Annotated in this window: 28 protein-coding genes; 9 read left to right on the plus strand and 19 right to left on the minus strand. The window is 64.3% G+C overall.

Annotation, left to right across the window (positions count from 1 at the left end):
* Positions 1 to 288: 288 nt before the first annotated feature.
* Both KMZ68_RS14405 and KMZ68_RS14410 read right to left on the minus strand, forming a co-directional pair.
* On the minus strand, positions 289 to 693 hold the full coding sequence (locus tag KMZ68_RS14405) for an SPW repeat protein (RefSeq protein WP_215611965.1): 405 nt from the start codon (positions 691 to 693) through the stop codon (positions 289 to 291).
* Positions 694 to 849: 156 nt separating this feature from the next.
* Positions 850 to 1,794, minus strand: coding sequence for a tetratricopeptide repeat protein (locus KMZ68_RS14410; protein WP_215611966.1), 945 nt, complete (start codon positions 1,792 to 1,794; stop codon positions 850 to 852).
* A 102-nt stretch (positions 1,795 to 1,896) separates the two neighbouring features.
* Between KMZ68_RS14410 and KMZ68_RS14415 the strand changes: the two genes are divergently transcribed.
* The gene (locus tag KMZ68_RS14415; protein ID WP_215611967.1) at positions 1,897 to 2,175 is read left to right on the plus strand and encodes a GNAT family N-acetyltransferase; all 279 of its coding nucleotides are present in this window, start codon (positions 1,897 to 1,899) and stop codon (positions 2,173 to 2,175) included.
* A 99-nt stretch (positions 2,176 to 2,274) separates the two neighbouring features.
* Complete coding sequence (locus KMZ68_RS14420) at positions 2,275 to 2,694, plus strand: PaaI family thioesterase (protein ID WP_215611968.1); 420 nt, start codon at positions 2,275 to 2,277, stop codon at positions 2,692 to 2,694.
* 120 nt (positions 2,695 to 2,814) lie between these two features.
* Here KMZ68_RS14420 and KMZ68_RS14425 read toward each other — a convergent pair whose 3' ends face one another.
* A complete protein-coding gene (locus KMZ68_RS14425) occupies positions 2,815 to 3,186 on the minus strand; it encodes a DUF3597 domain-containing protein (protein ID WP_215611969.1) in 372 nt (123 codons plus the stop codon).
* A gap of 257 nt (positions 3,187 to 3,443) precedes the next feature.
* On the opposite strand from KMZ68_RS14425, the gene KMZ68_RS14430 reads away from it, so the two are divergent.
* The 5 genes from KMZ68_RS14430 (at position 3,444) to KMZ68_RS14450 (ending at position 8,665) form a co-directional block, all read left to right on the plus strand.
* Positions 3,444 to 4,355, plus strand: coding sequence for a DUF2189 domain-containing protein (locus KMZ68_RS14430; protein ID WP_215611970.1), 912 nt, complete (start codon positions 3,444 to 3,446; stop codon positions 4,353 to 4,355).
* A gap of 237 nt (positions 4,356 to 4,592) precedes the next feature.
* Complete coding sequence (locus tag KMZ68_RS14435) at positions 4,593 to 5,408, plus strand: lytic murein transglycosylase (protein ID WP_215611971.1); 816 nt, start codon at positions 4,593 to 4,595, stop codon at positions 5,406 to 5,408.
* A 436-nt stretch (positions 5,409 to 5,844) separates the two neighbouring features.
* Positions 5,845 to 5,997, plus strand: a complete 153-nt coding sequence (locus KMZ68_RS14440; protein WP_016846063.1) for a DUF1127 domain-containing protein — start codon at positions 5,845 to 5,847, stop codon at positions 5,995 to 5,997.
* Between the two features lie 102 nt (positions 5,998 to 6,099).
* Entirely contained in the window at positions 6,100 to 7,533 is a 1,434-nt protein-coding gene (gene trmFO, locus KMZ68_RS14445) for a methylenetetrahydrofolate--tRNA-(uracil(54)-C(5))-methyltransferase (FADH(2)-oxidizing) TrmFO (RefSeq protein WP_215611972.1), read from the plus strand.
* A gap of 7 nt (positions 7,534 to 7,540) precedes the next feature.
* Entirely contained in the window at positions 7,541 to 8,665 is a 1,125-nt protein-coding gene (locus tag KMZ68_RS14450) for an AMP-binding enzyme (RefSeq protein ID WP_215611973.1), read from the plus strand.
* Positions 8,666 to 8,763: 98 nt separating this feature from the next.
* Here KMZ68_RS14450 and KMZ68_RS14455 read toward each other — a convergent pair whose 3' ends face one another.
* The 5 genes from KMZ68_RS14455 to yajC all read right to left on the minus strand — a co-directional run bounded on the left by KMZ68_RS14455 (position 8,764) and on the right by yajC (position 13,135).
* Positions 8,764 to 9,624 (minus strand): phytoene/squalene synthase family protein, encoded by an 861-nt coding sequence (locus tag KMZ68_RS14455; protein ID WP_215611974.1) that lies wholly within the window; start codon positions 9,622 to 9,624, stop codon positions 8,764 to 8,766.
* Positions 9,621 to 10,004 (minus strand): Mth938-like domain-containing protein, encoded by a 384-nt coding sequence (locus KMZ68_RS14460; protein ID WP_215611975.1) that lies wholly within the window; start codon positions 10,002 to 10,004, stop codon positions 9,621 to 9,623. The genes KMZ68_RS14455 and KMZ68_RS14460 overlap by 4 nt, the downstream gene beginning before the upstream one ends.
* 2 nt (positions 10,005 to 10,006) lie before the next feature.
* Complete coding sequence (secF, locus tag KMZ68_RS14465; RefSeq protein ID WP_215611976.1) at positions 10,007 to 11,008, minus strand: protein translocase subunit SecF; 1,002 nt, start codon at positions 11,006 to 11,008, stop codon at positions 10,007 to 10,009.
* 116 nt (positions 11,009 to 11,124) lie between these two features.
* Entirely contained in the window at positions 11,125 to 12,726 is a 1,602-nt protein-coding gene (secD, locus tag KMZ68_RS14470; RefSeq protein WP_215611977.1) for a protein translocase subunit SecD, read from the minus strand.
* Positions 12,727 to 12,769: 43 nt separating this feature from the next.
* A complete protein-coding gene (gene yajC / locus KMZ68_RS14475) occupies positions 12,770 to 13,135 on the minus strand; it encodes a preprotein translocase subunit YajC (protein WP_215611978.1) in 366 nt (121 codons plus the stop codon).
* 180 nt (positions 13,136 to 13,315) lie between these two features.
* Here yajC and KMZ68_RS14480 point away from each other — a divergent pair, with 180 nt between their 5' ends.
* Positions 13,316 to 14,287, plus strand: coding sequence for an ATP-binding protein (locus tag KMZ68_RS14480; protein WP_215611979.1), 972 nt, complete (start codon positions 13,316 to 13,318; stop codon positions 14,285 to 14,287).
* 5 nt (positions 14,288 to 14,292) lie between these two features.
* Here the strand turns inward: KMZ68_RS14480 and KMZ68_RS14485 are convergent, their stop codons facing one another.
* The 3 genes from KMZ68_RS14485 to KMZ68_RS14495 all read right to left on the minus strand — a co-directional run bounded on the left by KMZ68_RS14485 (position 14,293) and on the right by KMZ68_RS14495 (position 18,189).
* Complete coding sequence (locus KMZ68_RS14485) at positions 14,293 to 15,801, minus strand: DHA2 family efflux MFS transporter permease subunit (protein ID WP_249779360.1); 1,509 nt, start codon at positions 15,799 to 15,801, stop codon at positions 14,293 to 14,295.
* A 285-nt stretch (positions 15,802 to 16,086) separates the two neighbouring features.
* Complete coding sequence (locus KMZ68_RS14490; RefSeq protein ID WP_215611980.1) at positions 16,087 to 17,430, minus strand: peptidoglycan DD-metalloendopeptidase family protein; 1,344 nt, start codon at positions 17,428 to 17,430, stop codon at positions 16,087 to 16,089.
* Positions 17,431 to 17,538: 108 nt separating this feature from the next.
* Positions 17,539 to 18,189: a protein-L-isoaspartate(D-aspartate) O-methyltransferase gene (locus KMZ68_RS14495; RefSeq protein ID WP_215611981.1), complete on the minus strand. Its 651-nt coding sequence runs from the start codon at positions 18,187 to 18,189 to the stop codon at positions 17,539 to 17,541.
* Positions 18,190 to 18,422: 233 nt separating this feature from the next.
* On the opposite strand from KMZ68_RS14495, the gene KMZ68_RS14500 reads away from it, so the two are divergent.
* Complete coding sequence (locus tag KMZ68_RS14500; RefSeq protein WP_215611982.1) at positions 18,423 to 18,800, plus strand: response regulator; 378 nt, start codon at positions 18,423 to 18,425, stop codon at positions 18,798 to 18,800.
* Between the two features lie 85 nt (positions 18,801 to 18,885).
* On the opposite strand, the gene surE is transcribed toward KMZ68_RS14500, so the two are convergent.
* The 8 genes from surE to scpB all read right to left on the minus strand — a co-directional run bounded on the left by surE (position 18,886) and on the right by scpB (position 24,833).
* Positions 18,886 to 19,653: a 5'/3'-nucleotidase SurE gene (gene surE / locus KMZ68_RS14505; protein WP_215616339.1), complete on the minus strand. Its 768-nt coding sequence runs from the start codon at positions 19,651 to 19,653 to the stop codon at positions 18,886 to 18,888.
* Between the two features lie 167 nt (positions 19,654 to 19,820).
* Positions 19,821 to 20,234, minus strand: a complete 414-nt coding sequence (locus tag KMZ68_RS14510; protein ID WP_215611983.1) for a hypothetical protein — start codon at positions 20,232 to 20,234, stop codon at positions 19,821 to 19,823.
* Positions 20,235 to 20,240: 6 nt separating this feature from the next.
* Entirely contained in the window at positions 20,241 to 20,672 is a 432-nt protein-coding gene (locus KMZ68_RS14515) for a hypothetical protein (RefSeq protein ID WP_215611984.1), read from the minus strand.
* A 107-nt stretch (positions 20,673 to 20,779) separates the two neighbouring features.
* Positions 20,780 to 22,123: a serine--tRNA ligase gene (gene serS / locus KMZ68_RS14520; protein WP_215611985.1), complete on the minus strand. Its 1,344-nt coding sequence runs from the start codon at positions 22,121 to 22,123 to the stop codon at positions 20,780 to 20,782.
* Positions 22,124 to 22,295: 172 nt separating this feature from the next.
* Positions 22,296 to 23,123 (minus strand): twin-arginine translocase subunit TatC, encoded by an 828-nt coding sequence (gene tatC / locus KMZ68_RS14525; protein WP_215611986.1) that lies wholly within the window; start codon positions 23,121 to 23,123, stop codon positions 22,296 to 22,298.
* On the minus strand, positions 23,120 to 23,623 hold the full coding sequence (gene tatB, locus KMZ68_RS14530; protein WP_215611987.1) for a Sec-independent protein translocase protein TatB: 504 nt from the start codon (positions 23,621 to 23,623) through the stop codon (positions 23,120 to 23,122). The genes tatC and tatB overlap by 4 nt, the downstream gene beginning before the upstream one ends.
* A gap of 89 nt (positions 23,624 to 23,712) precedes the next feature.
* A complete protein-coding gene (locus KMZ68_RS14535; RefSeq protein WP_028165598.1) occupies positions 23,713 to 23,949 on the minus strand; it encodes a twin-arginine translocase TatA/TatE family subunit in 237 nt (78 codons plus the stop codon).
* A 167-nt stretch (positions 23,950 to 24,116) separates the two neighbouring features.
* Positions 24,117 to 24,833, minus strand: coding sequence for an SMC-Scp complex subunit ScpB (gene scpB, locus KMZ68_RS14540; protein WP_215611988.1), 717 nt, complete (start codon positions 24,831 to 24,833; stop codon positions 24,117 to 24,119).
* Positions 24,834 to 24,841 lie beyond the last annotated feature (8 nt).

Genomic DNA, 24,841 nt, shown 5'->3' on the forward strand with positions numbered 1-24,841 from the left:
CGCCGGAAATGGACGTGCTCGGCTACGCCTTAGCATCAACCGGCGGCGGAATGCCCCTCATAAGTCGACTCAAGACGGATTCAGGAGCCGCATGATCACCCGCCGGACGGGCGATTTCCACCGGCGTTATGATTTCGTGGGTGAAGGTCGCGGTTGGAAGATCGGCGATATCAGGGGGCGCGGCCGAGGGCCGGCCATGGTCCATGCACGCGACGCTAGACGCTATCGGCATCCCCTGAGGGGCGGGCAGCCTGCCGGCCCGTTGCGAGGCCGGCAGACCCGTTTGCGCTATTGCCCGTGCTTGAGCATGTCCTGATCGTTCAGGTCCCAGTCCTGCCACAGCTGCAGGGCCGCCAGCAGCACGACAAATCCGCCGAGGATTGAATGCCAGAACCGCAGTGCACCCTCGCCGGAATAGCCGAACATGTAAGGGGAGGCGATCAGCCAAAGACCGGCGGCGACCTCCGCCACCTGCTCCCAACGCTGCAGCGCCACATATTCAAGCTGGGCGAGGCCGAACACCAGGATGCCGATCGTAAGCGTATTCAGGATCACGTAGCTACGCTCCGCGCCGCCAGTTTCCTGGCCAGTCTGCGTGGAAAGCCACGGCGACAGCACGATCAGCACGCCAAGCAGCATGCCGCACCAGTCCTCCCATGTTCGATGAATGCCAAAAAACCGAAAGTCCGACATAGTAAACCTCCCATTAAAAGAGGCATACGTCAGCGGCTGGCGAGCCTGACACTCCGACTGTCAAACGACCGGTCCGGCCGCATCGGGGGCGTATGTCTGTTCAAAGACGTGGGGAAGGCCCCGGCTCTTGCAAGCCCCGGACCAGCAATTTTGCAGCTACGGCGTGACGCCAAGCTTCTGCAGGCTGGCGCGCGCCGTCGCGAGATCCGGGCGAAGCTCCAGGGCTTTCCTGAAATCGGCGATCGCACCGGCCTTGTCGCCAAGCCGCAACCTGGCCTGACCGCGGTTGTTCCAGGAGAACACATCGGCGGGATCATATTGCAGCGCCTTGTCGTAGTCGGCGAGGCCGCCCTTGTTGTCACCCTTGTACAGCCGGATCATGCCGCGATTGCGCCAGCCGCGCGCGTCGGTCGGCGCCAGCCTGATCACCTCGGCATAGTCGGCGGCGGCGCGGTCGAGCTGTTCGGAATCGCGCCAGGCATTGCCGCGGTTGATGTAGGCGAGCAGATCGGGCCTGAGCTTGATCTGCATGGTGTAGTCCTCGATCGCGCGCGCCATGTCGCGCTTGCGATAATAGGTATAGCCGCGATTGCCGTAGGCGATGGCCAGCGCCGGGTCGAGCCGGATCGCCGCATTGAAATCGGCCAAAGCGCGCTCGATGTCACCCCTGCCGAGCCAGGCGTCGCCGCGGTTGTTGTAGGCCAGCGCGAATGTGGGGTCGATGCGGATCGCCTCGTCATAGTCGGCCATCGCGCGCTGGATGTCGCGCTTGAAGGCATAGACGCGGCCGCGGTTGGTATAGGCGCAGACATAGGCCGGGTCGAGGCGGACCGCCTCGTCGAGATCGGCCAGCGCACGGTCGAGTTCGCGCTTTTCAGTGAAGCCGTGGCCGCGGTTGCAGTAGGCCGCAGCCAGCCTGCGGCCGGTCTCCGCCTTGGCGTCGATCACCGCCGAGCAGGCCGATATCCTGTCATCCGGCGCTGACGTCCTGCCGATGCAAGCCTGCCATGTCTGGTCGGCCTGGGCAGAACCGGTGGTGGGGTACGAGAGCGTCAATGCTGCGCCGAGCAGAGCTGCGGTCAGGCCGGTCCAAATATGCATATTTCGATGTCTCCATGCGCCACTTCGCTTGGTCGCAGGTTTGCATCGGCGGGTTCACCCGCCTAAATGACCTCCTGGAATCGCTTCGAGAGAGTTTTGGGCATGGCTGCAGCTTCCGTTCGCGACAACAAGGCGCAGAGCCGGTTCGAACTCGATGTCGAAGGCACGCTGGCGTTCGCGAATTACCGCCTGACGCCCTCGGCTGTCATCATCACCCATACCGAAACGCCGCGTGCATTGCGCGGCCGCGGCATCGCCTCGCAACTGGTGCATGGCGCGCTGCAGCTGATCCGCGCCGATGGGCTGAAGGTGATCGCCGGCTGCAGTTTCGTGGTCGATTACCTGCACAAGAATCCGGCGTTTGCCGATCTGGCCGGGTGAACGAATGACAGCAGCTGAAATCCGCGGCCCGTTGCCCTCGATGACGCCGTGTGGCACTCACTTTCCCCTGGGCAGCAACGTTTCAGGGACAATCCGGCGATGACCGATTCACCCCCGGCGGGGTTTCAGCCGTTCGGGGTGACCGACGGCTTCATCGGGCACAACGGCCCGTATTACTGGCGTCAGGATTCCACCGGCCAGCTCGAATTCGGCTTCCAGACCGACGAGCGGCACGGCAACCCCAATGGCGTCCTGCATGGCGGCGCCGTGCTGAGCTTTCTCGACACCATCCTCGGCCACGCGGTGGTCACGGGCACGCAGCGGCCCTGCGCCACCATTTCGCTGGACAGCCGGTTCATCGGCACGGCGGCGCCGGGCGAATGGGTCGGCGGCCGCACCACGGTGAAGAAGCTGACCCGCAGCTTTGCCTTCGTCGACGCCGAGGCTTTCGCGGGTGACAGACTGCTGGTCACGGCGACGGCGATCTTCCGCATTTTCGAGGCCGAGCCCCGGAAATAACCGCCCTCGCGGGGCGCGGGCGCGCGCGACCAGGACAGGCTTCACTTCGGATCGGAAAAAAAGGCCCGCCGTCCGGCGGGCCCTTTGATTTCGGCTGACGATCGGTCTGTCGCCGGCCGCCTAGTGTTTGATCTCCGGCGGCAGCTTGCCGCCGTTGGCGGCGAATTTCGTCATCACCTGCTTATGCAGCCAGATGTTCATGCTCGCGGAATCGTTGCTGTCGCCGGTGTAACCGAGCTCCTTGGCAAGCTCCTTGCGCGCGGTGAAGCTGGAATCGATATCGAGCGCCTTCATCAGATCGACGATCGAGGTGCGCCATTCGAGCTTTTCGCCCTTGGCCTTCACCGCCGCGTCGAGAATCGGCGCTACATCGACGGTGGCCGCGGGCGTCGATCCGCCCGATGCGGTGCCTGCCGCGCCGCCGCCGGCTGCCGGGGCCGCGTCGGCCTTGGTGCCGAAGATCGCGCTCATGATTTTTCCGAAAATGCTCATCGTTCTCTCTCCAATGGACGTTTCACACCGCGTAATGACCCCATCCGGACCTTAACCTCCTCGCCGAGGCTTGCCAATGCGGCATTCACCGAACCGTGAGCAATGGCATCGGCTGATTACGCTACGATGACATACTCAGTTCGCGACACGGCCAGCTTTGGTTTCCTGTCGTCTGGTCTGATCGTGATCGTTTCCGCAATCGCCTTCGCGCCGCAACCGGCGCGAAAATGGTCGTTGCGGCAAGGGAGACGACGACCATGGCCACCTTTCCTGGGAATGTCACTCAACTCGCTCAACCCGCGCCAGACAGCGCGGCAGCTCCGATCATACGGAAGATCGGGCTTTCCGATCTGCACCGGGTCTTGCAACTCGGCTGGGAGGACTTCAAAGCCATACCCAGCCACGCCATCATGCTCTGTCTGATCTATCCCGTGCTCGGGCTGGTGCTGGCGCGCACGGTGCTGGGTTATTCGGTATTGCCGCTGCTGTTTCCGTTGGCGGCGGGCTTCGCCCTGCTCGGCCCGTTCGCGGCACTCGGCCTCTATGAATTGAGCCGGCGCCGCGAGCGAGGCGAACCTGCCTCCGCATTTGACGCCATCGACGTGTTCCGCTCGCCGTCCTTCGGCGCCATGCTCGGGCTCGGCACGCTGCTGCTCGCGCTGTTCGTGACCTGGGTAGCGACCGCACAGGCGATCTATGTCGCGGCGTTCGGGTACGAAACGGCGGCCGGAATGCCCGACTTTGCCGGACGCGTTCTGACCACGCCGCAGGGCTGGTGGCTGATCGTGGTCGGCTGCGGCACCGGCTTCCTGTTTGCGCTGGTGGCGCTGTGCGTCAGCGTGGTTTCGTTCCCGCTGATGCTCGACCGTCACGCCGGCGTCGGCGACGCCATGGTCACTTCGCTCCGCGCGGTGGCGCAGAATCCGGTGCCGATGGCGGCATGGGGATTGATCGTCGCAGTACTGCTGGTCGCAGGATCGCTGCCGCTGTTCCTGGGGCTTGCCGTCGTCATCCCGCTGCTCGGCCACGCCACCTGGCATCTCTATCGCAAGGTGATCGCGCCCGAACTCAATCCGCAACCGCTGCCTCCCCGGCCGCATCGCGAGCGGCGTCCGGCTGCGGATTTCCCGGCCAACCTGTTCCCGTGGCGTCGCAAGACCGACGCGTAACGCGCGCGAAGGCCGCTCAATGCGCTATTGTGATCCGACCGTCGGTTGCCTGTCGACCGGCGGTCGCTGGTTCGCGCAGGTGTTACGCAAAGACGAATTGAGTCAATTTGACATCACCGATCCCGAACGCCCTCGCCGCCTCATCCGGCCGCCGAGCTTTTCATCACGCGAAGTTGCGATCGATCGGCGCCCGCGCGAGCCTTGTTTTGGCCGCGGTTGGCGCTGACATTTTGCAGCATGAGTCTGCAATCTCTCTTCAGAGCGATCGCGATCGGCGCTGTCCTGACGACGCCTGTGGCATCGGCATTTGCAGCGCCTTGCGGCACCGGCAGTTTCGAGGCGTGGCTCAACGACTTCAAGACCGAAGCCGCGACCAAGGGAATTTCGCAAACCGCAATTGCCGCGGGACTAGGCGGCGTGACCCTGGACCGGAGCGTGCTCTCGCGCGATCATTCGCAGCGCGTGTTCAGCCAGAGCTTTGAGGAATTTTCCGGCCGCATGGTGCCTCCCCGCCTCGGACGCGGCGCCAACATGCTGAAGCAATACGGCTCGGTGCTCTCGCGCATCGAGAAGGATTACGGCGTGCCGGGCGAGGTGCTGGTGGCGATCTGGGGGCTGGAGACGGACTACGGCGCCAACATCGGAAAATTTTCGACGCTGCGTTCGCTGGCGACGCTGGCCTATGACTGCCGGCGAACGGAGATGTTCCGGGCCGAACTTCTGGACGCGTTGCGTATCGTCGAGCGCGGCGATCTCGCGCCGTCGGAAATGCGCGGCGCCTGGGCGGGCGAACTCGGGCAGACCCAGTTCATGCCGTCGTCCTACATCAAATACGCGGTCGATTTCGACGGCAACGGCCGCCGCGACCTGCTGCGCAGCGCGCCTGACGTGCTGGCGTCGACCGCCAATTACCTCGCCGGCCATGGCTGGCAGCGCGGCAAGGACTGGGAGCCAGGCAGCGCCAACTTCGCCGTGATCCAGCAATGGAACAAGAGCGAGGTCTATTCGAAGACGATCGCTCATTTCGCAAGCCAGTTGTCGCGCGCGCCCTGAACAGACCAGCCTCCGGCTCCCCATACCGAGCGGAATCGCCATATAATGAATTACTATTCATTTTGTCTTGATTGTTGCATGCGAATCACGCATGCGTGATTGGATATGCGCAGCCCAGAATGATCCAGATTTTACGGTCCACCCTTGAAACAAACGCCTTCGAGGCCATCTCAATTCCCGTAAACCGATGTGTCGCCATTCCGACAATCCTGCGATTGTACGGCCATTTTTTGCGTGATGGCGTCACGACGGGGCTTCATCGGCTGCGGTCTCGAGAGCTATCCCGAAAGGTTAATCGATTCTTACACTTGCCATGCGTTTTCTACCTAGCTGCATCGCAACATCGGAACTTCTGCACTGCGGTATGTTTCCCTATATTCATTTTAACGATGAGGCTTCCTCCAAGGGCTGAATCGTCAATACAAGGAGACTACCCATGTTGCTCTCGCTCATCCGCATGATCCAGGCGTTCCGGGACTATCAGCGCAATGTCAGCGAACTGTCCCAGCTCAGCGATCGCGAGCTGGCCGATATCGGCCTCGATCGCTCGGACATTCCGCGCGTTGCAGCCGGTACCTACAACGGCTGATCTGTTTTCAGCCGACTGACGAACGGATAACGCCCGCTCGCTGCGGGCGTTGTCGTTTCTGGCGCATTCCACTCGGGACGGAAAAGCGCTACCTGTCTCGCCATGACAGCCAAAAAATCGTCCTCGGAAACCGTCCACATCATTGGCGCGGGCCTCGCCGGCTCGGAAGCCGCATGGCAGGCCGCCAGCGCCGGCATTCGCGTGGTGCTGCATGAGATGCGCCCCGACCGCATGACCGAGGCCCATCGCACCGACGGCCTCGCCGAACTCGTCTGCTCCAATTCCTTCCGCTCCGACGACACCGCCAACAACGCCGTAGGCCTGCTGCACGCCGAGATGCGACGGCTGGGCTCGCTGATCATGCGCGCCGCCGACGCCAACCAGGTGCCCGCGGGCGGGGCGCTGGCGGTGGACCGCGACGGATTTTCCGCCGCCGTCACCAGAGCGCTGCAGGACCATCCCCTGATCGAGATCCACCGCGGCGAAGTCGCGGGCCTGCCGCCTGGGGACTGGAGCAATGTCGTCGTCGCGACCGGCCCCCTCACCTCAGCGCCGCTGGCGGACGCGATCCGGGCGCTTTCGGGCGAAGACGCGTTGGCGTTCTTCGATGCGATCGCCCCGATCGTGCACAAGGATTCGATCGACATGTCCAAGGCGTGGTTTCAGTCGCGCTATGACAAGGTGGGTCCCGGCGGCACCGGCGCCGATTACATCAACTGCCCGATGACCAAAGAACAGTATGACGGCTTCGTCGATGCCCTGATGTCCGGCGAGAAGACCGACTTTAGGGATTGGGAGACCAATACGCCCTATTTCGACGGCTGCCTGCCGATCGAGGTGATGGCCGAGCGCGGCCGCGAGACGCTGCGCCACGGGCCGATGAAGCCGGTCGGGCTGACCAATCCGCACGATCCCACCGTGAAGGCCTACGCCATCGTGCAGCTGCGCCAGGACAACAAGCTCGGCACGCTCTACAACATGGTCGGCTTCCAGACCAAGCTGAAGCACGGCGCCCAGCAGCGCGTCTTCCGCACCATTCCCGGGCTCGAGAACGCCGAATTCGCGCGGCTCGGCGGCCTGCATCGCAACACCTTTCTGAATTCGCCGAAACTGCTGGACAACCAGTTGCGGTTGCGCGCGCAACCGAGACTGCGCTTTGCCGGTCAGATGACCGGTTGCGAAGGCTATGTGGAATCCGCCAGCATCGGATTGATCGCCGGCCTTTATGCCGCCGCCGATGCACGCGGAACGGCTCTGGCGGCGCCGCCCGCGACCACGGCGCTGGGATCGCTGCTCGGCCACATCACCGGCGGCCATATCGAAACCATCGACGCCGGGCCGCGCTCGTTCCAACCGATGAATATCAATTTCGGGCTGTTTCCTCCGCTCACCAGTCCGCCCACCAGGAAGCCCGACGGCACGCGACTGCGCGGCAACGAAAAGACCGTGGCCAGGAAACAGGCGATGAGCGCCCGCGCGCTGTCCGATCTCGACCGCTGGATCGCCGATCATTTGCGCGTTGCAGCGGCGGCGTGAGCGTTTCATGAGCCTGCCAAGAGACGACGCAGCAGCGCTGTCGGCGCGATGGACCGAAGGCGTGCTCCTGAAGCGCGACGTGTTCTCGACCGTCGAACGCGGCCGTTTTCGCAGCGATGCCGGCGAGGTCGATGCGGTTCTGCGCCGGCTCGATCAGGTGCCGTGGTGGTCCTACATCCCGGCCCGCCATCTGTTCGAACGCGAACGCCGCGCGCTGGCGCTGGCGCGCGACCTCCATGTCGGGCCGGAACTGCTGTGGGCCGGCAAGCAGGCGCTGGTGCGCGGCTTCATCAACGGCGTGGCGCTGCATCTGGCCAAGCCGCACGGCGACCTCGCCTATTTCCGTTCCGCCAAGACTGCGCTACGCAAGCTGCACCGGGCCGGCATCTGCCACAACGACCTTGCCAAGGAACAGAACTGGCTGCGCGGCAATGACGGCCGCGCCTATCTCACCGATTTTCAGCTTGCGCACTGTTTCAAGACACGCGGCCGGCTGTTCCGGATCGCGGCATACGAGGACCTCCGGCATCTCTTGAAGCACAAGCGCAGCTATGCGCCGCAGGCGCTGACGGCGAAAGAACGCCAGATCCTCGCGCGCAAGTCGCTGGTGGCCAGCGTCTGGCTCATGACCGGCAAGAAGGTCTACCGCGCCATCACCCGCGGCCTGTTCAATTTCACCGACCGCGAAGGCGGCGGCCGGCGGCTGGTCAACGACGCCCCCGCCCTGATCGAACTGATCCGGAAGAACCCTGACGTCCACGACGTCGCCATCGTCGCGTTTGCCGACCGGCGCAGCGGAGTCGGGCTCTATGCCTTCGTCGAGGCCGACCAAACCGCGCTCGAAGCGCGATTGCGCAACGACCTTACGGCGGCGAAGGGTCCGAAACCGCCGGAGCATATTCAGGTGGTGCAGGCCCTGCCGCGCGACGCGGCCGGCAAACCCCGCACCGAGATTCTGCAACTGGTCGCGATGAACCAGCTCGACCTGATCGAGCCGATGATGAGCAGCGAGACGGATCGAGCTTTCCTCAAGAGCATTCTGGAATCGCGGAAGAACTTGCGGGACCGGTTCAATTTCGAGGCGACCGTGCCGCCGGCGCCAACCGGCGTCATCACCCGCGAAGGCGGGTGATCCGGTATTCCAGAGGCATTCGAGATTCAGTCGAGAGGCCGCGTCGTACCACTCTCTTTCGCGGGTATGACGACCTCAGATCGGGCGGTTGCCCGGCCTCACGAAAACTCCCGCGACTTGGATGCCCGCCACAACGTCCACAACGTCCGGAATCTCGAGCTGACCTGCGGCACGAACGGATCATTGTCCGCGCGTGCCATCCGCTGCAGGTCGCTGCGCGCCAGCGCCAGCGGCAGAAATACCTGCCGCACCTCCGGCGGCGCGCTCGCCAGCAGCGCGAACGCGGTCTTCAGGTGCCCCCGCGCCTCGGCGATCAGCTGATCCAGCGCCGCGCGCAGTTTCGGGGTTTGCTTGCCGGCAAACACCTCTTCCATTCCGCAGCCGTGGCTCTCCAGCAGCTGCAGCGGCACGAACAGCTGCCGCCGCGAGGCATCCAGCGGCAATGCGGCGATCACCTGGGCTATGCCCTGCGCCAGCCCGGCGTGGCGCGCGAGGTGCTCGACGTCACCGGACTGCCGCCCGGCGATCGCAGCACCGAACGAGAGCAGCGCACAGCAGGTGTCGTCGATGTAGCCTTCCAGCGCCGCCATGGTCGGCATCGGGTCATTGTATAGATCGAACTGATGCTCGTCGATCAGGCGCGACAGCCGCTCGACCGGCAGACGATGGTTGCGGATCGCCAGCTTCAGTTCGGCGGCGACCGGGTTGCCCTCGACGCCGCCATGGCCGGCGCCCGCCAGCATGTCGGTCCACCATTGCAGGCGCATTTCGCCGGGCAGCGGTTGGCTCACCTGCTCGCGGACGCGGGAAATCTCGACATTGAAGGCAAACAAGGCCAGCAGCGCACGCCGCTGGCCGGCGGGGACGAACAGCGCGGAAGCGTAGCGGCCGAAATCATGGGTCCGCACCAGATCGGCGCAAAAGGCCGCATCTTCCTTGTTGCCGTCCATGCTGCTCATGGCACCGCGATCAATGCGGCTGCGACGCGCCGCCGCTCGCCGATCATGATGTTGTAGGTTCGGATCGCCGGTCCCGTCTGCATCGGATCCAGCACCACCTTCACGGCGCGCAACGCCTCGCGCAGGCCGGGCGGCGGCAGCCAGACCTCATTGCCGGTGCCGACGATCAACGTATCGATGCCTTGCGCGGCGGCGAACACCCGTTGCAGCGATGCTTCATCGATGCCGGCGGCGCTCTCGACCGGCCAGGCCCAGATCGCATCCGGCAGGCACAACAGCGAGCCGCGATGCGACATCCCGGCGAAGGCGAAACCGCCTTTGCCGTAGGCCTCGATCGGCGCCGACCTCGGAAGATGCGGGGCGTCCGAGCGATCCGCCATGGCTATTTCTTGGCTGGCTTTTCCGGCGCATCCCGGTGGGTGCCGACGCCGAGATAGATCAGGATCGGCGCTGCGATGAAGATCGAGGTGTAGGTGCCGACCAGCACCACGCCGAACATCATCACCGCGGTGAAGCTGTGGATGGCGTGACCGCCGAACAAAAGCAGCGCCAGCAGGGCCAGCGTCACCGTTACGTGGGTGATGATCGAGCGCGACAGCGTCGAATTGATGGACTCGTTGAGCAGTTGCGGCATCGGCATCTTCTTGTAACGCCGCAGCATTTCCCTGATCCGGTCGTAGATCACGACGGTGTCGTTCAGCGAATAGCCGAGAATCGTCAACAGCGCCGCGATGCTGGTCAGGTCGAAATCGACCTGGGAGATCGACATGAAGCCGATGGTCAGCACGATATCGTGGACGTTGGCGATCATGGCGCCGAGCGCGAACTGCCATTCGAACCGGAACCAGAGATAGATCAGGATCGCGAAGATCGCGAGCATCAGGCCGAGCATGCCGAAAGCCAGCAGTTCGCTGGAGACGCGCGGCCCCACCACTTCGACGCGGCGGTATTCCACGGCGTCGCCGAGCGCGCCGCGCACCTTCTGCACCGCCGCCTGCTGGGCGGTATCGCCGCCCGGCTGTTCGGCGACCCTGATCAGGACGTCGGCGGGTCCGCCGAACTGCTGCAGCTGCACGTCGCCGAGACCGAGACCGCCCAGCGTGCTGCGCATCGCGGCGATGTCGGCGGTGCCGGACTTGGCCTGTACTTCCAGGAGCGTGCCGCCCTTGAAGTCGATGCCGAAATTCAGCCCGTGGGTGAAGAACAGGACGATCGCGAAGATCGAGAGCAACGCCGAAATCGGAAAGCTGATGCGGCGAAAACGGGTGAAATCGAAGTGCGTATCGTCAGGCACGATCCGCAGCGACGGCAGCCAGCCGAAGCAGCTGACGACCGTCAGCACGGCAATCAGGACGCCGAGTCCGATGAGAACGAGTTGTGTCAAAGCCGGCTCCGCATTCCCTGGAACATGATCGAGCTGCGCTGGATCATATTGGTCCCGTTATTTTGTAGGGGCATGATCTGTTCCGAAAACCGGTGTCCACTTTTCGGGATCATGCCCTAGATCGGCACGCTATGCGGACGCTTCCACCTGACCCAGGTCGCGACGATCAGCCGGGTGAGCGTAAACGCGGTGAAAACCGTGGTGATGATGCCGATACCGAGCGTCACGGCAAAGCCGCGCACCGGTCCGGTGCCGATATAGAACAGCACGGCCGCGGCGATGAAGGTGGTGATGTTGGAATCCAGAATCGTCGACAGCGCCCGCTTGAAGCCGGCGTCGATCGCCGAGATCGCGTTGCGCCCGCCGCGCAATTCCTCGCGGATGCGCTCGTAGATCAGCACGTTGGAGTCGACCGCGATGCCGACAGTGAGCACGATGCCGGCGATGCCGGGCAAGGTCAGCGTGGCGTTGAGCAGCGACAGCACGCCGAAGATCATGGCGACGTTGATCGCGACCGCGATGTTGGCGAATACGCCGAACAGCCGGTAGGTCACCAGCATGAACACGATGACCAGGATCGAGCCGACATAGGCGGCAAGTTCGCCCTTCTCGATCGAATCCTGGCCGAGGCCGGGACCGACGGTGCGCTCCTCGATGATGGTCAACGGCGCCGGCAGCGCGCCCGCACGCAACAGAATGGCCAGATCGTTGGCCTGTTGAACGGTGAAATTGCCGGAAATCTGTCCTTGTCCGCCGGTGATCGGCTCCTGGATGACGGGCGCCGAGATCACCTTGCCGTCCAACACGATCGCGAACGGCTCCTTGACGTGTTCCGTCGTCGCCTGCGCGAACTTGCGCGAGCCCGATGTGTTGAATTTGAACGACACGATCGGCTGGCCGTTGCGCTGGTCAAATCCCGGCTGGGCGTCGGTGAGATCGCCGCCCGAGACCAGAACCTGCTTCTTGATCACTTGGGGCGCGCCTGACGCTTCGGCGCTCGGCAGCAATTCCGAATCGGGCGGTACACGGCCGCTCGCCGCCTGGTCGGGCGGCACCGTGAGGTCGACCATCCGGAATTCCATCTTGGCGGTCTTGCCGAGCAATTCCTTCAGTCGGGTCGGATCCTGCAGGCCCGGCACCTGCACCAGAATGCGGTCCACCCCCTGGCGCTGGATCAGCGGCTCGACGGTACCGAGTTCGTTGACACGACGTTCGACGATCTGGATCGACTGTTCGACCGACTGGCGGACGCGTTCGGTGATCGCGGCCTGCGGCACGTTGAGCCGGATCAGCCCGCCGCCGGCATCGCTGATCTCAAGGCTGCGCTGGCCGCTGGAGCCGAGCAAGCCGCCGAGCGGCTGCGACAGCTCGCGCAGTTTCGACAGCGCGGTCGACAGGTCGGTGTCCTTGGTGATGCGCACTTCGACATTGTCGTTGCGCACGGCAAGCCCGGTATAGGGGATCTTCGCATCGCGCAGCGTCCGGCGAACGTCGTCGCGGACCTGGTCGAGCTTGTCCTTCTTGACCGAGTTCGAATCGACCTCGAGCAGGATGTGCGAACCGCCCTGCAGGTCGAGGCCGAGCACGAGATGGCGCTGCGCCCATTTCGGCCAGGTCTTGACCTTGGCTTCCGGGAAGAAGTTCGGAACGGCGCAAAGGCACACCACCAGCGCCGTGAGGATGATCGCCAGCGCTTTCCACCGCGTGAAATACAACATCGAGTTGACCCGTCAGATCTGGGGAAGAGCGGCGCGCAGGAAGCTAGCTCGCGGACGTCTCGTCCTTGGCGGGCTCACTCTTTTCCTTCGCCGGCTCGCCCTTGGCGCGGACGCCCGAAATCATCTGCCGCATTTGCCGCACGCGCACGCCGTCGGAGATTTCGAATTCGATCTGGTCGTCGTCGACCACTTTCGTCACCTTGCCGACGAGGCCGCCCGAAGTGACGACGGTGTCGCCGCGGCGGATGTTCTTCACCAGTTCGGCATGGTCCTTCACCTTCTTCTGCTGCGGCCGCAGAATCAGGAAATACATGATCACGAAGATCAGCGCGAACGGCAGCAACGACATCAACATGCTGTTGGTATCGCCGCCGGCCGCGGCCTGGGCAAACGCAGGAGTAATCAGCATTCGGACAATCCTCGTGAAACGGGGGTAAACCGGCAACCCAACGGCGTCAGGCCGGTTCGGGCAAATTCGCGCGGACTATAGCGACCAGCGCCCCAATTGCAACGCTGCCAGCCCCCTCATTTACACCGCTTGCGGGACGTTCAAAGGGCCGATATGGCTGCAGGATCAGGAACTTCACAAATGTCGAAAAAAGCCAAAAAAACCGGGCCCCGGGCCGCCTCCAGGGTGGCCGCGCGCAAGCCCGCAACAGCCGCGACAAAACGTCCGGCCGCCGCGCCCAAGAACGATAGTGCGGCGCGGATCGCGCGCGCGCTGGAGGCCATTGCTTCCCACCTGTCCGCGGCATCGCCGGCCGCGGACGCCGCCAACTCGTTTGCCGGCGCCGACGCCTTCGTCTGGCACCCGAACGGCCGGCTGGCGCCGGTGCCCCGCGTCAGCCGGGTCGATCTCGGCCTGCTCAAGGGCATCGACCGGATGCGCGATATCCTGATCGAGAACACCGAGCGCTTCGCCGACGGCCTGCCCGCCAACAACGCCCTGTTGTGGGGCGCCCGCGGCATGGGCAAATCGTCGCTGGTGAAGGCGGCGCATGCCAGCCTCAACGTCAGCCGCAAGCCGGCGGACCGCCTCAAGCTGATCGAGATCCACCGCGAGGACATCGAAAGCCTCCCGGCGCTGATGGACATGCTGCGCAGCTCCGAATTCCGCTTCATCGTGTTCTGCGACGACCTGTCGTTCGACGGCAACGATGCCTCCTACAAGTCGCTGAAGGCGGTGCTGGAGGGCGGCATCGAGGGACGTCCCGACAACGTGATCCTGTACGCGACCTCCAACCGCCGGCATCTCCTGGCGCGCGAGATGATCGAGAACGAACGCTCGACCGCGATCAATCCCGGCGAAGCGGTCGAGGAGAAGGTCTCGCTGTCGGACCGGTTCGGTCTCTGGCTCGGCTTTCACCGCTGCAGCCAGGATGAGTACCTCGCCATGGTGAAGGGCTATTGCGGCCATTTCGGCATCAAGCTCGCCGAGGAAGAACTCGAGCGCGAAGCGCTGGAATGGTCGACTACGCGCGGATCGCGCTCCGGCCGTGTCGCCTGGCAGTTCACGCAGGAATTGGCGGGGCGCCTCGGGGTCAGGCTCAAGCCGAACTGAACGCTTCAGCCGGCGGCGGCATCCGTGCGCGGCGGCTTCGCCAGCGGAATCAGCAGCAGTCCGAGCAGCGCCACCGAGGCCAGCAGCGCCCAGGCTTCATTGACGCTGGTGGCAAGCGCGGCCTGCTCGATCATGGAACGAGCCGCCGATAGATCGGGAGGAATCCGGTCGAGCCCGATCGCCCGCGCGGCGGTCGCATCGCCCGCGATCAGGCGCTGACGGATGGCTTCGGCATGTCCCGACATGCGTCCGTAGAGGATGGTATCGATCAGCGCGATGCCGACCGCGCCGCCGAGGTTTCGCATCATATTGAACAGGCCGCTGGCGTCCGGCACCTGCTTGTGCGGCAAGGTCTCCAGCGCCATCCGCGTCGGCGGCAGCAGGCAGAACATCGCGGCGAAGCCGCGCAGGACCTGGGGCCAGAACATCTCGTCGAAATCGGCGGTGCGGCTTTCGAACGCGCTCAAGCCCAGTCCGATGGCGAACAGACCGAATCCGAACGCCGACAGCCAGCGTGGATCCAGCCGGCTCTCCAGCGCGCCCGCGATCGGCGCGGCCACCAGTTGGGCGGCGCCAGTCACCAGCATGATCGAGCCGATCTGCAGCGCGTCGTGCTGCCGGACATAGGCGAGAAACACCGGCATCAGGTAGACCGCCCCGAACAATCCGACGCCGAGGCAAAAACTGAGCGCGCAGCCGACGGAAAAGGGCCGCACCCTCAGCGTTGCGAGTTCCACCACCGGCTGCACGGCCTTCAGCGTTCGGATCGAAAACAGAGCCGTCATGACCGCGCAGAGCGCGAACAGCCCAAAACAGACTGCGGAGAACCAGCCTTGCTGCGGGGCTTGTTTCAAGCCGATCTCCAGGCTCGCCAATGCCATCGCCATCAGCGCCAGCGAGAACCCGTCGAAATTCTTCAGACTGTTGAGCCGCGGCCTGCCGCGCGGCAGCAGGAATGGCGTGGCGATCGCGGCGATGACGCCGGGGATGACGTTGACGAGAAACAGCCACGGCCAGGAATAATGGTGCGTGATCCAGCCGCCGACCACAGGTCCGACCGTCGGCGCAAGCACGGCCATGATGCCGGCGATGGTGCCCGCGAACGGGTGAGCGCGCGCCGGAAACAACAGGAAGATGCCGGAGAACACCGCAGGGATCAGCGTCCCTCCGGAAAACCCCTGCAAGATGCGAAAGCTGACGAGGGACGCGAAGGTGCTGCTAAAGGCGCAGCCGACCGATGTCAGGGTGAACACGATGATGGCCAGAACGAACAGCCAGCGCAAAGTGAGCACCCGCGTCAGCCAGCCCGTCAGCGGAATCGCAGTGATTTCAGCGATCAGATAGGCGGTCTGAATCCAGCTCATCGCGTCAGGCGATATCGCCAGCGCATCCTGGATCGTCGGCAGTGACGTCGCAACGACCTGAATGTCGAGGATCGCCATGAACATGCCGAGGCACATCAGGACGAAACCGAACCAGGTGGCGACTGTTGCCTTGGTGGTCCGCCAGATCATTTTACGTCGCGCAGCATGGTCTCACGCGGGGCGCCAGACGCGATTTGCTGCGTGCAACGCAAACCGAGCGTCCTGAAATCTACTCCGACAAAAAACGTCCTGGGGAAATAGCCGACCGGGGCGACAATGTACACCTTTGGTCAGGTGCACGGCCGGGAGAGACGACGGTAACCCGCCTCGCGCGATTCAATCGCAACTGAGCCGGAAGACGGGATCGCCCGGCCAAACACCAGGCCGGGCGATCGGAGTCAGAGGTATGGACTAACCGTGCCTCGCAACGCGGCTTCACGCCCCGTTGAGGAATTGCAGCGGGTCAACCGGAGAAGATCCCTTGCGGATCTCGAAGTGGAGCTGCGGCGACCCCACCTCGCCCGATTGACCCGACTTGGCAATGATCTGGCCGCGCTTGATGGTGTCGCCGCGCTTCACCAGCAGTTCACTCGCATGGGCATATGCGGTGACGTAACCGTTGGAGTGCCGAACCAGAACCAGATTGCCGTAACCCTTGAGTTCGTTCCCTGAATAGGCAACGACGCCGTCCTCCGCCGCCTTCACCGGCGTGCCTTCCGGGACGGCCAGATTGATGCCGTCATTCGACTTGCCGTTGGTCTTGGCGCCATAGCTCGTGATCACCTTGCCACGCACCGGCCAGCGGAAGGTCGGCAGCGCGCCGGTGGCTTCACTGGCCTTGACCGGGGCCTCGGCCGTTGCCGGAGCCTCCTCGACCTTCGCGGTGGCCTGTGCGAGCCGCGCGCTCTGCGGAGGCGAACCGGCCAGGGCAGCCGTTCGGGTAGCGGGCGGCGTCAACACTGCAGCGGACTGAGCCGACGGCTGCGCAGCGGGTGCGGCAGCCGCGGTCTTTGCGCCGGGCACCGTGAGCTTCTGGCCGAGTTTGAGTTTGGCGGAGGCATCCAGGCTGTTGGCCCTTGCCAGTTCCGCCACCGGCACATGGTTGCGGCGCGCGATGCTGAGCAGGGTGTCGCCGCGATTGACGACATGAACCGTCGGCGCAGCGGCCACGGGCTTGCTGGCGGGCGCCGCCAAGGCGGGCACGGCAGCGGCCGTGGTCGGACGCGGAATGATCAGTTGCTGGCCCGGCGACAGCGCGCGCGGCCCCTTGTAACCATTGGCCTGCAGGATCGCGGCGGACGAAACGTTGTAGCGGCGCGACAATGTTTCGAGCGTATCGCTGGTGCCGACGATGATCGTGGTCCCGCCATGAGACGATCCCTGCCCCGGAGTACGGGTCGCCGCGACCGAGCGCGGCACGGTACCGGTGGTCTCGATCGGCGGATGGGCAGGCGGAGCGTAAGAAGCCAATCCGCGCCCTCCTCCGGACACGCCGGCGTTCGCGGCCGGATAGGACTGCGGCGCCGCGATCGGCGGTGGCAAGGGCTGCGACTGGTATTGCGAATGCGGGCGGGCGTATTGCGGCAGTTCGCGGCGCTCGACCGCGGGGGTCCGCACGGAGCCGGTAGCTTCTTGCGAGGCAAAGGGATTGGAATATGAACTCTGCGAAAGCCGCGTCGACATGTCGGCGCTGCAGCCGGCGAAACCAAATGACATCAGCGCCAGCGCCGCGACGTGCGGTACGCGACGCGAGCAAAGCAACTCGACGACACGGGACATGGTTACTCACTCGTACGCAACAAATTACTGTTTTGAGTAAACACCTCCCCAGTAAACAACCGCTTAACCCTGGGAATAAGACGTTGGCGGAACAGCCGATCCGGATTTCTACAGTTCCCGGGCGATACCCGGCAGCGCCGGCACGAAACGCACCTCCACCAGCTCCTTGCGCTCGAAACCGGCGTCGGTCCTGACCAGGCGGACCAGAGTCTGGACGCCATGGTGCGGACCGATCGGCGCGATCAGGATACCGCCAGGCTCGAGCCGTTGCGTCAGGCTTTCCGGAATCTGCTCCATCGCGGCAGTGACGATGATGCGGTCGAAATCGCCGCCGCCGGCCGGGATCTCGAAGCCGTCCCCCAGCATCACCTCGACATTGTCGCATCCCACCTTCTCAAGCCGCGTCCGGGCGCTGTCGGCAAGCGTCCGGTAACGCTCGATCGACAGCACATGGCCGCAGAGCCGCGACAGGATGGCGGCCTGATAACCGGAGCCGGTGCCGATCTCCAGCACGCGATGGTGCTTCTGCAGCTGCAACTGCTCGGTCATATAGGCCACCACGAAAGGCTGGCTGATGGTCTGTCCGCAGGCGATGCCGAGCGCGCTGTCGCGATAGGCATCGGCGCGATCGGCCGGCGCCACGAACGCGTCGCGCGGAATCTCCTCCATGGCACGCAGCACCGCCTGATCGCTGATCCCGCGGCGCCGCAGGTTGAGCTGAAACATCATCTTTTCGGGCGGATTTTGAGCGGCATGCATTTCGGCCTCGCAATCTCCACCGACGCACCCTAGCGCGCCCCGGCCGGACAGTTTGAATCAAAGAACGCAGAATACCTTTTCGAATCCAGGTTCCCTCCAACGGAACCCGGCGTCCAGCCTGGCGTTCCGGCCGCTCGCCCGCAACGGCGCAGGTAGCGTACCGGTCTACTTTGACATTGCGCCTGATAGCGCTATTTGCGATCTTTACCAAAGGGATGGGCAAGGACATCGTCATGATTGCGACGAGGCCGCGAGGCGGTTCAGTGTTTCTCGTCGAGGACGAGGTCATGATCCGGATGATGGTCGCCGACATGCTGGAGGAATTGGGTTACAGCGTCGTGGCCGAGGCCGGCGAGATCAACGAGGCGATCAGGCTGGCCCAGTGCACCGAATTCGACCTCGCCATTCTCGACGTCAACGTCAACGGCAAGGTGATTTCGCCGGTTGCCGAATTGATCCAGGCGCGCAACCGCCCATTCATCTTCGCGACCGGCTATGGCTCTTCGGGGCTTCCGCAGGAATTTCGCGACCGTCCCGCGCTGCAGAAACCGTTCCAGCTCGAGACGCTCGCGAAGATGATCGACACCGCGCTGAAGAGCGCGACGGTTTAGCGTGGCTCTCCCCGCATAAAGACGCCGTCATGGAACCGTGAAGCCGCTGCGTACTGAATCCCCCGCTTTCGCGGAGGATGACGCGTCATTTCAGCGTCGCCGTCAGTGCATCCGAAAAGGCTTCGTCGGTGCGGTCGAGCCGCAGCGGCGTCACCGAGACATAGCGCGCCGCCAGCGCCGCGAGGTCGGTGCCTTCGGCCGGCGTGTCCATCATCGCCGCACGTTCGAAGCCGATCCAGAAGTAGGGATTGCCGCGGCCGTCGTGGCGCTTGTCGACTTTGAGGAAGCCTAGGTTGCGCTTGCCCTGCCGCGTCACGCGCACGCCCGCGACCTGCTCGGGCGCGCAGGCGGGAAAGTTGACGTTGATCACGGTGTTCCTGGGAACGCCGGCGGCGATCACCTTGCGCAGGATTTGCGGGCCGAATTTCAGCGCCGTCTCCCAGAGCGGCGCATTGCGGGTCTCCAGGCTGAATTCCTGCGACAGCGCGAACGACGGCAGTCCGAGAATGGTGCCTTCCAGCGCGCCGGCAATGGTGCCGGAATAAACGACGTCTTCGGCGACATTGCGGCCCTTGTTGACGCCCGACAGCACCAGATCCGGCATGGTGGTACCGAGGATGTGGCGCGCGCCCATGATCACGCAATCGGTCGGCGTTCCCCGCACCGCGAAATGCCGCGGGCCGACCTCGCGCAGCCGCAACGGATCATTCAGTGACAGCGAATGCGAGACCCCGGACTGGTCCAGTTCCGGCGCCACCACCCAGACGTCGTCCGACAGCGCGCGCGCGATCTCCTCGACGATTTTCAGGCCGGGGGCATGGATGCCATCGTCATTGGTGCAGAGAATTCGCATCCGCCTGGTCGCCTCCTGCGTCGATTCCATAACGCTTGCGCAGTCTTTATCCGGCTATCGCCACTGAGGCAAACCCGGAAAAATGCAGGCGAAATCGCCCTTCTGCCGCATATCCATGAGGCGTCGAAGGCGTGATCTAGCGGGCCGCGCAGGGGTCGCGCAGCACCTCAAGTTGGTGGCTTCAGTTCACCGGCAAGCCAGCCGAGCGCGCCTGAGGTCATGGGGTCGCTCTCGACCACCATCATTTCGACGCGACCGCAATTCTGGCACTCAAAGCGGTGGTGGCTCGCCTCGAACTTCGACGGCAACATGCGGTCACGCCCGCAATTCGGGCAGCGTGGCCGTTCAACGGCCCAAATGAGCGGTGACGATACCGGCTGGTATTCGGGCATGCGCGCCCCCCCCCCGCGCTGGTCTAGCCGCATTACAACCAAGAATACCGCTTCCAGCTGTGCATGCCGAGGCCAAAGCCGCGCAGGTTGCAAAACATGAATGAGCAGGGTGAACGGATTGATGCCGGCCGTGCAACACTTCAATTCAAATTGCCGGTTAATTTTCAGGCCGCCAATGTTGCGGGCCAAACGCCGCTACCGCCGGACACGCGCGCGCCACGGGCGCACGAATTTCGCCGGCCAGCCCTGGACCCGCATGGCGAATTCCCGAGCCACAGGTTTCGGCGGTTCAGCCGGGGCGCTTTCAATCACGCGCGAGGCACTCGGCTCAGGCGGCGCGGGTGATGGTCCGGATGCCGCGGGCGGTCCAAGTGGCGCAGGCGGCACCGGCGGCGCGGCCTTTCGCGGCGGCTCCGGATATCGCGCCCGCGCCACCGAAAGCGCCTTGTCGAAATCCCCGCGATTGAGCCATCCATCGCGATGCAGGCTGTCCGCAAGGCCGTCGTCCCATAGCCGGGAGACCTCGATATCGAACTGGCCCTTCAACTTCGGATCGACCGCCTGCACCCCATAGCCGGTGACGGCCCACTGCCGGCCAACCCAGAAGATGTCGCGATGCAACGCCATTGTCGGTATTCGTTTCCTTCGGAGGCTCGCCGCCGGCTGAAACGAAGATATCCGGCGCTGCCGCGCAGGCAACAGCGGGCGCGCGGATTGTGGTCAATAAACTGGGACTACCGATCGCGCGCGATGACCTTCAGCCCGCCCATATAGGGCTGCAGCACCTCGGGCACGGCGATCGAACCGTCTTCCTGCTGGTAGGTTTCCATGACCGCGATCAGCGCGCGGCCGACCGCGGTACCGGAGCCGTTCAGCGTATGCACGAAGCGCGGCTTGCCGTCCGCCCCGCGATAGCGGGCGTCCATGCGGCGGGCCTGGAAATCGCCGCACAGCGAGCAGCTCGAGATTTCGCGGTAAGCGCCGCCCTCACCCTGCCCGGGCATCCAGACCTCGATGTCGTAGGTCTTCTGCGCCGAAAAGCCCATGTCGCCGGCACAGAGCGTCATCACGCGGTAATGCAGGTCGAGCCGCCGCAGCACTTCCTCTGCGCAGGCCAGCATGCGCTCGTGCTCGTCCTTGCCGTTCTCGGGCGTCGCGATTGAGACCAGCTCTACCTTGGTGAACTGGTGCTGGCGGATCATGCCGCGGGTGTCACGGCCGGCGGCCCCCGCCTCGGCGCGGAAACACGGCGTCAGCGCGGTGAGGCGCATCGGCAATTCCTTGTCGTCGAGAATGGATTCGCGCACAAGATTGGTAAGCGGCACTTCGGCGGTGGGGATCAGGCCGAGACGTTCGCTCCTCAATTTGCCCACGGCGTCTGCATCGCCCGCTGTCAGCAACTCGCCTTTGACGGCCCAGAACTGATCGTCTTCAAACTTCGGCAACTGCCCCGTGCCGAACATCACGTGGTCCCGCACCAGCAGCGGCGGATTGATTTCGGTGTAGCCGTGCTCGCCGGTGTGGAGATCGAGCATGAACTGCCCGATCGCGCGCTCGAGCCGGGCGAGGCCCTTTTTCAGCACCACGAAGCGCGCGCCGGAAAGCTTCGCCGCCGCTTCGAAATCCATGTAGCCGAGCGCGCCGCCGAGATCGTCGTGCGGCTTCGGTGCGAATGCATAGTTCCGCACCGCGCCGAAGACGTGGCGCTGCACGTTGCCATGCTCGTCGGCGCCTTCGGGCACATCGTCCGCCGGCAGGTTGGGAATCGCGGCGAGCTCCCTGGCGAGTTCGTCATCCGCTTCCTTCGCTGCCAATTCGAGTTCCGGCATGGTGGTCTTCAGTTCGGCGACCTCAGCCATCAGCGCCGCGGCGCGAGCCTCATCCCTGGCCTTCTTGGCTTCACCGATTTCCTTCGATGCGGAATTGCGCCGCGCCTGCGCCTGCTCCGATTTAAGGATCGCCGCGCGGCGCTTTTCGTCGATCGCCAGCAACGACGGCGACAGCGGCCGCAGGCCCCGCCGTTTCAGCGCGGCGTCGAAAGCGGTGGCGTTGTCGCGGATCGATTTGATGTCGTGCATGGCAGTTTTCCCGTCATGGCCGGGCAAAAGCGCGAAGCGCGTCTTTACCCAAAATCCCGGCCATCCACGTCTTTGCTGCCTTAGAACAAGTCGTGGATGCCCGGGTCAAGCCCGGGCATGACGAATCATGGGCAACGTGGAGCGACGATAGAGGAAACCGGGCTGCCTGCCCCTACTCCGCCGGATTGGCCTCGGGCGGCGGCGGGCTCGCCGACGGCGGGGTGCCGGCGGCGGTCTTGGCGGCAGCGGCCTTCTTTTCCACCATGGCGACCGCGATGATCGAGCCTTCGTAGAGCAGCAGCAGCGGCAGCGCGAGCGAGGCCTGGCTGATGACGTCGGGCGGCGTCAGGATGGCGGCGATGATGAAGGCGACGACGATGAAATAGCGGCGCTTCTCGCGCAGCTGTTTCGAGGTGATGATGCCGATCCGGCCGAGCAGCGTCAGGATCACCGGCAGCTGGAACGCCACACCGAACGCAAAGACCAGCGACATCATCAGCGACAGATATTCGCCGACCTTCGGCAGCAACTGGATCTGGGCGGTTTCGGAGCCGCCGACCTGCTGCATGCCGAGCGAGAACCGCACCAGCATCGGCAGCACCACGAAGTACACCAGCATCGATCCCAGCGCGAAGAAGAACGGCGTCGCGATCAGATACGGCAGGAACGCGCCGCGCTCGTGCTTGTAGAGGCCGGGCGCCACGAACTTGTAGATCTGCGTCGCCACGATCGGGAACGAGATGAACCCTGCGCCGAACAGCGCCAGCTTCAGCTGGGTCAGGAAGTATTCCAGCAGCGCCGTGTAGATGAATTTCGAATTCTCCGGTCCCGCCACCCAGACGAACGGCCATACCAGCACGTTGTAGATCTGCTTGGCGAAGAAGAAGCAGAAGATGAAGGCGATGCCGAATCCGAGCAGCGCCTTGATCAGCCGCGAGCGCAGCTCGATCAGGTGATCCATCAGCGGCGCTTTGCTGGCCTCGATGTCTTCGGCGCTCATGACGCTTTGGCGTCCTTCAGGACGTCGGCATCTTCAGGCATGATACCCAGGCGCTCCGGCTCCGGAGACGCCTCGCGGGTAATCACGAGCGGCTCGGCTGCCGCGGTGTGGGCTTCCGCCTCGACGAAGCTCTGCGGCGTCGGCGGCACCGGTACGTCGGCATCCGACGTCGCGGTCACCGGCGGTTCGATCGCCGCCGGCTTGTCGATGTCGTCGATCTTGAGGGCGTCGCCGACGTCCTTCTGCAGCGAGGTCATGACGTTGTCGGTGGTGAAGCCGGTGGCGGCATCCTTGACCTCGTCGAAGGACTTCTTGAGGTCGGCCATTTCGGCCTCGCGCATGGCTTCCTGGAACTGGCCCTGGAATTCAGAGGCCATCTTGCGCGCCTTGCCCATCCATTGTCCGACCATGCGAAGCACGCCCGGCAGTTCCTTCGGGCCGATCGCGATCAGCGCGACAATGCCGATAACGACCAGTTCACTCCACCCGATGTCGAACATGAAAACTTCCGCTCACGCGAGGCATTCCCGCCCCAATCCCTGTAGCCAAGATTGGGGCTGCCCGCGTCCTTCTTCAACCGGCTTCTAGCTCAGACAGCCTTGCTGCCGACATCCGAGCGTGCCGCGGACGGCGCGGCATTGTGATCGATCGTCTTCACGGGCTCGGCCGGCTTTTCAGCCGTCTTGTCATCGTCCTGCATGCCCTTCTTGAAGGCCTTGATGCCCTGCGCGACGTCGCCCATCAGGTCCGAAATCTTGCCGCGACCGAACAGCAGCAGGACCACTGCGATCACCACGATCCAGTGCCAAATGCTAAGCGAACCCATCCTGCATCCCTCCAAACACGCGGCCGGCGACCCGGCCCAATCTGTCCGGAAAGTAGGCTCAGGAGGTGTCAAAAACAAGGACTTAAGCCGCGTCAAATCGGCGTTAACGCACTACCGTTAACCGGCGCGGCACGTCGACGCCGACCTGTCGCAGCTTTCGGCCGGCGCTAGCCTTCGCCGTCCCGTTCCGGCTCGACCGCCGGCGCCAGCGCGAGTTCCAGATCGCCGACCTCGAGCGGATCTTCGTCATCGCGCAAGGTGGGGTCGTCCGACGGCGTCGGAACGCTGAAGCCGGAAGGCAGCCGCGAATCCAGCAGGCCCGTGCCCTTCAACTCCTCGAGGCCCGGCAGGTCGCCAAGCGCCTCCAGGCTGAACTGCGACAGGAAGGCCTCGGTGGTGCCGAAGGTCAGCGGACGTCCCGGCGTCTTGCGACGGCCACGCGGCCTGATCCAGCCGGTCTCCAGCAGCACATCCAGCGTCCCCTTGGAGGTGATGACGCCGCGGATTTCCTCGATCTCCGCGCGCGTCACCGGCTGGTGGTAGGCGATGATCGCCAGCATTTCGATCGCCGCACGCGACAGCCGCCGCGTCTCGGTGCTCTCCCTCGTCATCAGCCAGGACAGATCGCCGGCGGTGCGGAAGGTCCATTTGTTGGCGACGCGAACCAGATTGACGCCGCGCGGGGCGTAGTCCGCCTGCAGCTGCGCCAGCGCCGCCTTGATGTCGACGCCGTCGGGCATCCGCTTGGCAAGCGCGGCCTGATCGAGCGGCTCGGAAGAAGCGAACAGCAGAGCTTCGAGCAACCGCAGTTCCTCGGGGCGCGCTTGCGGGTCCATAGAAGGCTCCTCGGCATCCGCTACGCGTTTTTCCGCCAGGCTTGCCATGGCTCGGT

This window comes from Bradyrhizobium sediminis, from assembly GCF_018736105.1.
In the GTDB taxonomy this organism is placed as follows: domain Bacteria; phylum Pseudomonadota; class Alphaproteobacteria; order Rhizobiales; family Xanthobacteraceae; genus Bradyrhizobium.

Excerpts from the sequence above, each read along its gene's own strand:
- KMZ68_RS14405 (WP_215611965.1), bottom strand. The coding sequence starts at position 693 with ATGTCGGACTTTCGGTTTTTTGGCATTCATCGAACATGGGAGGACTGG.
- KMZ68_RS14410 (WP_215611966.1), bottom strand. The coding sequence starts at position 1,794 with ATGCATATTTGGACCGGCCTGACCGCAGCTCTGCTCGGCGCAGCATTG.
- KMZ68_RS14415 (WP_215611967.1), top strand. The coding sequence starts at position 1,897 with ATGGCTGCAGCTTCCGTTCGCGACAACAAGGCGCAGAGCCGGTTCGAA.
- KMZ68_RS14420 (WP_215611968.1), top strand. The coding sequence starts at position 2,275 with ATGACCGATTCACCCCCGGCGGGGTTTCAGCCGTTCGGGGTGACCGAC.
- KMZ68_RS14425 (WP_215611969.1), bottom strand. The coding sequence starts at position 3,186 with ATGAGCATTTTCGGAAAAATCATGAGCGCGATCTTCGGCACCAAGGCC.
- KMZ68_RS14430 (WP_215611970.1), top strand. The coding sequence starts at position 3,444 with ATGGCCACCTTTCCTGGGAATGTCACTCAACTCGCTCAACCCGCGCCA.
- KMZ68_RS14435 (WP_215611971.1), top strand. The coding sequence starts at position 4,593 with ATGAGTCTGCAATCTCTCTTCAGAGCGATCGCGATCGGCGCTGTCCTG.
- KMZ68_RS14440 (WP_016846063.1), top strand. The coding sequence starts at position 5,845 with ATGTTGCTCTCGCTCATCCGCATGATCCAGGCGTTCCGGGACTATCAG.
- trmFO (WP_215611972.1), top strand. The coding sequence starts at position 6,100 with ATGACAGCCAAAAAATCGTCCTCGGAAACCGTCCACATCATTGGCGCG.
- KMZ68_RS14450 (WP_215611973.1), top strand. The coding sequence starts at position 7,541 with ATGAGCCTGCCAAGAGACGACGCAGCAGCGCTGTCGGCGCGATGGACC.
- KMZ68_RS14455 (WP_215611974.1), bottom strand. The coding sequence starts at position 9,624 with ATGAGCAGCATGGACGGCAACAAGGAAGATGCGGCCTTTTGCGCCGAT.
- KMZ68_RS14460 (WP_215611975.1), bottom strand. The coding sequence starts at position 10,004 with ATGGCGGATCGCTCGGACGCCCCGCATCTTCCGAGGTCGGCGCCGATC.
- secD (WP_215611977.1), bottom strand. The coding sequence starts at position 12,726 with ATGTTGTATTTCACGCGGTGGAAAGCGCTGGCGATCATCCTCACGGCG.
- yajC (WP_215611978.1), bottom strand. The coding sequence starts at position 13,135 with ATGCTGATTACTCCTGCGTTTGCCCAGGCCGCGGCCGGCGGCGATACC.
- KMZ68_RS14480 (WP_215611979.1), top strand. The coding sequence starts at position 13,316 with ATGTCGAAAAAAGCCAAAAAAACCGGGCCCCGGGCCGCCTCCAGGGTG.
- KMZ68_RS14485 (WP_249779360.1), bottom strand. The coding sequence starts at position 15,801 with ATGATCTGGCGGACCACCAAGGCAACAGTCGCCACCTGGTTCGGTTTC.
- KMZ68_RS14490 (WP_215611980.1), bottom strand. The coding sequence starts at position 17,430 with ATGTCCCGTGTCGTCGAGTTGCTTTGCTCGCGTCGCGTACCGCACGTC.
- KMZ68_RS14495 (WP_215611981.1), bottom strand. The coding sequence starts at position 18,189 with ATGCATGCCGCTCAAAATCCGCCCGAAAAGATGATGTTTCAGCTCAAC.
- KMZ68_RS14500 (WP_215611982.1), top strand. The coding sequence starts at position 18,423 with ATGATTGCGACGAGGCCGCGAGGCGGTTCAGTGTTTCTCGTCGAGGAC.
- surE (WP_215616339.1), bottom strand. The coding sequence starts at position 19,653 with ATGCGAATTCTCTGCACCAATGACGATGGCATCCATGCCCCCGGCCTG.
- KMZ68_RS14515 (WP_215611984.1), bottom strand. The coding sequence starts at position 20,672 with ATGGCGTTGCATCGCGACATCTTCTGGGTTGGCCGGCAGTGGGCCGTC.
- serS (WP_215611985.1), bottom strand. The coding sequence starts at position 22,123 with ATGCACGACATCAAATCGATCCGCGACAACGCCACCGCTTTCGACGCC.
- tatC (WP_215611986.1), bottom strand. The coding sequence starts at position 23,123 with ATGAGCGCCGAAGACATCGAGGCCAGCAAAGCGCCGCTGATGGATCAC.
- tatB (WP_215611987.1), bottom strand. The coding sequence starts at position 23,623 with ATGTTCGACATCGGGTGGAGTGAACTGGTCGTTATCGGCATTGTCGCG.
- KMZ68_RS14535 (WP_028165598.1), bottom strand. The coding sequence starts at position 23,949 with ATGGGTTCGCTTAGCATTTGGCACTGGATCGTGGTGATCGCAGTGGTC.
- scpB (WP_215611988.1), bottom strand. The coding sequence starts at position 24,833 with ATGGCAAGCCTGGCGGAAAAACGCGTAGCGGATGCCGAGGAGCCTTCT.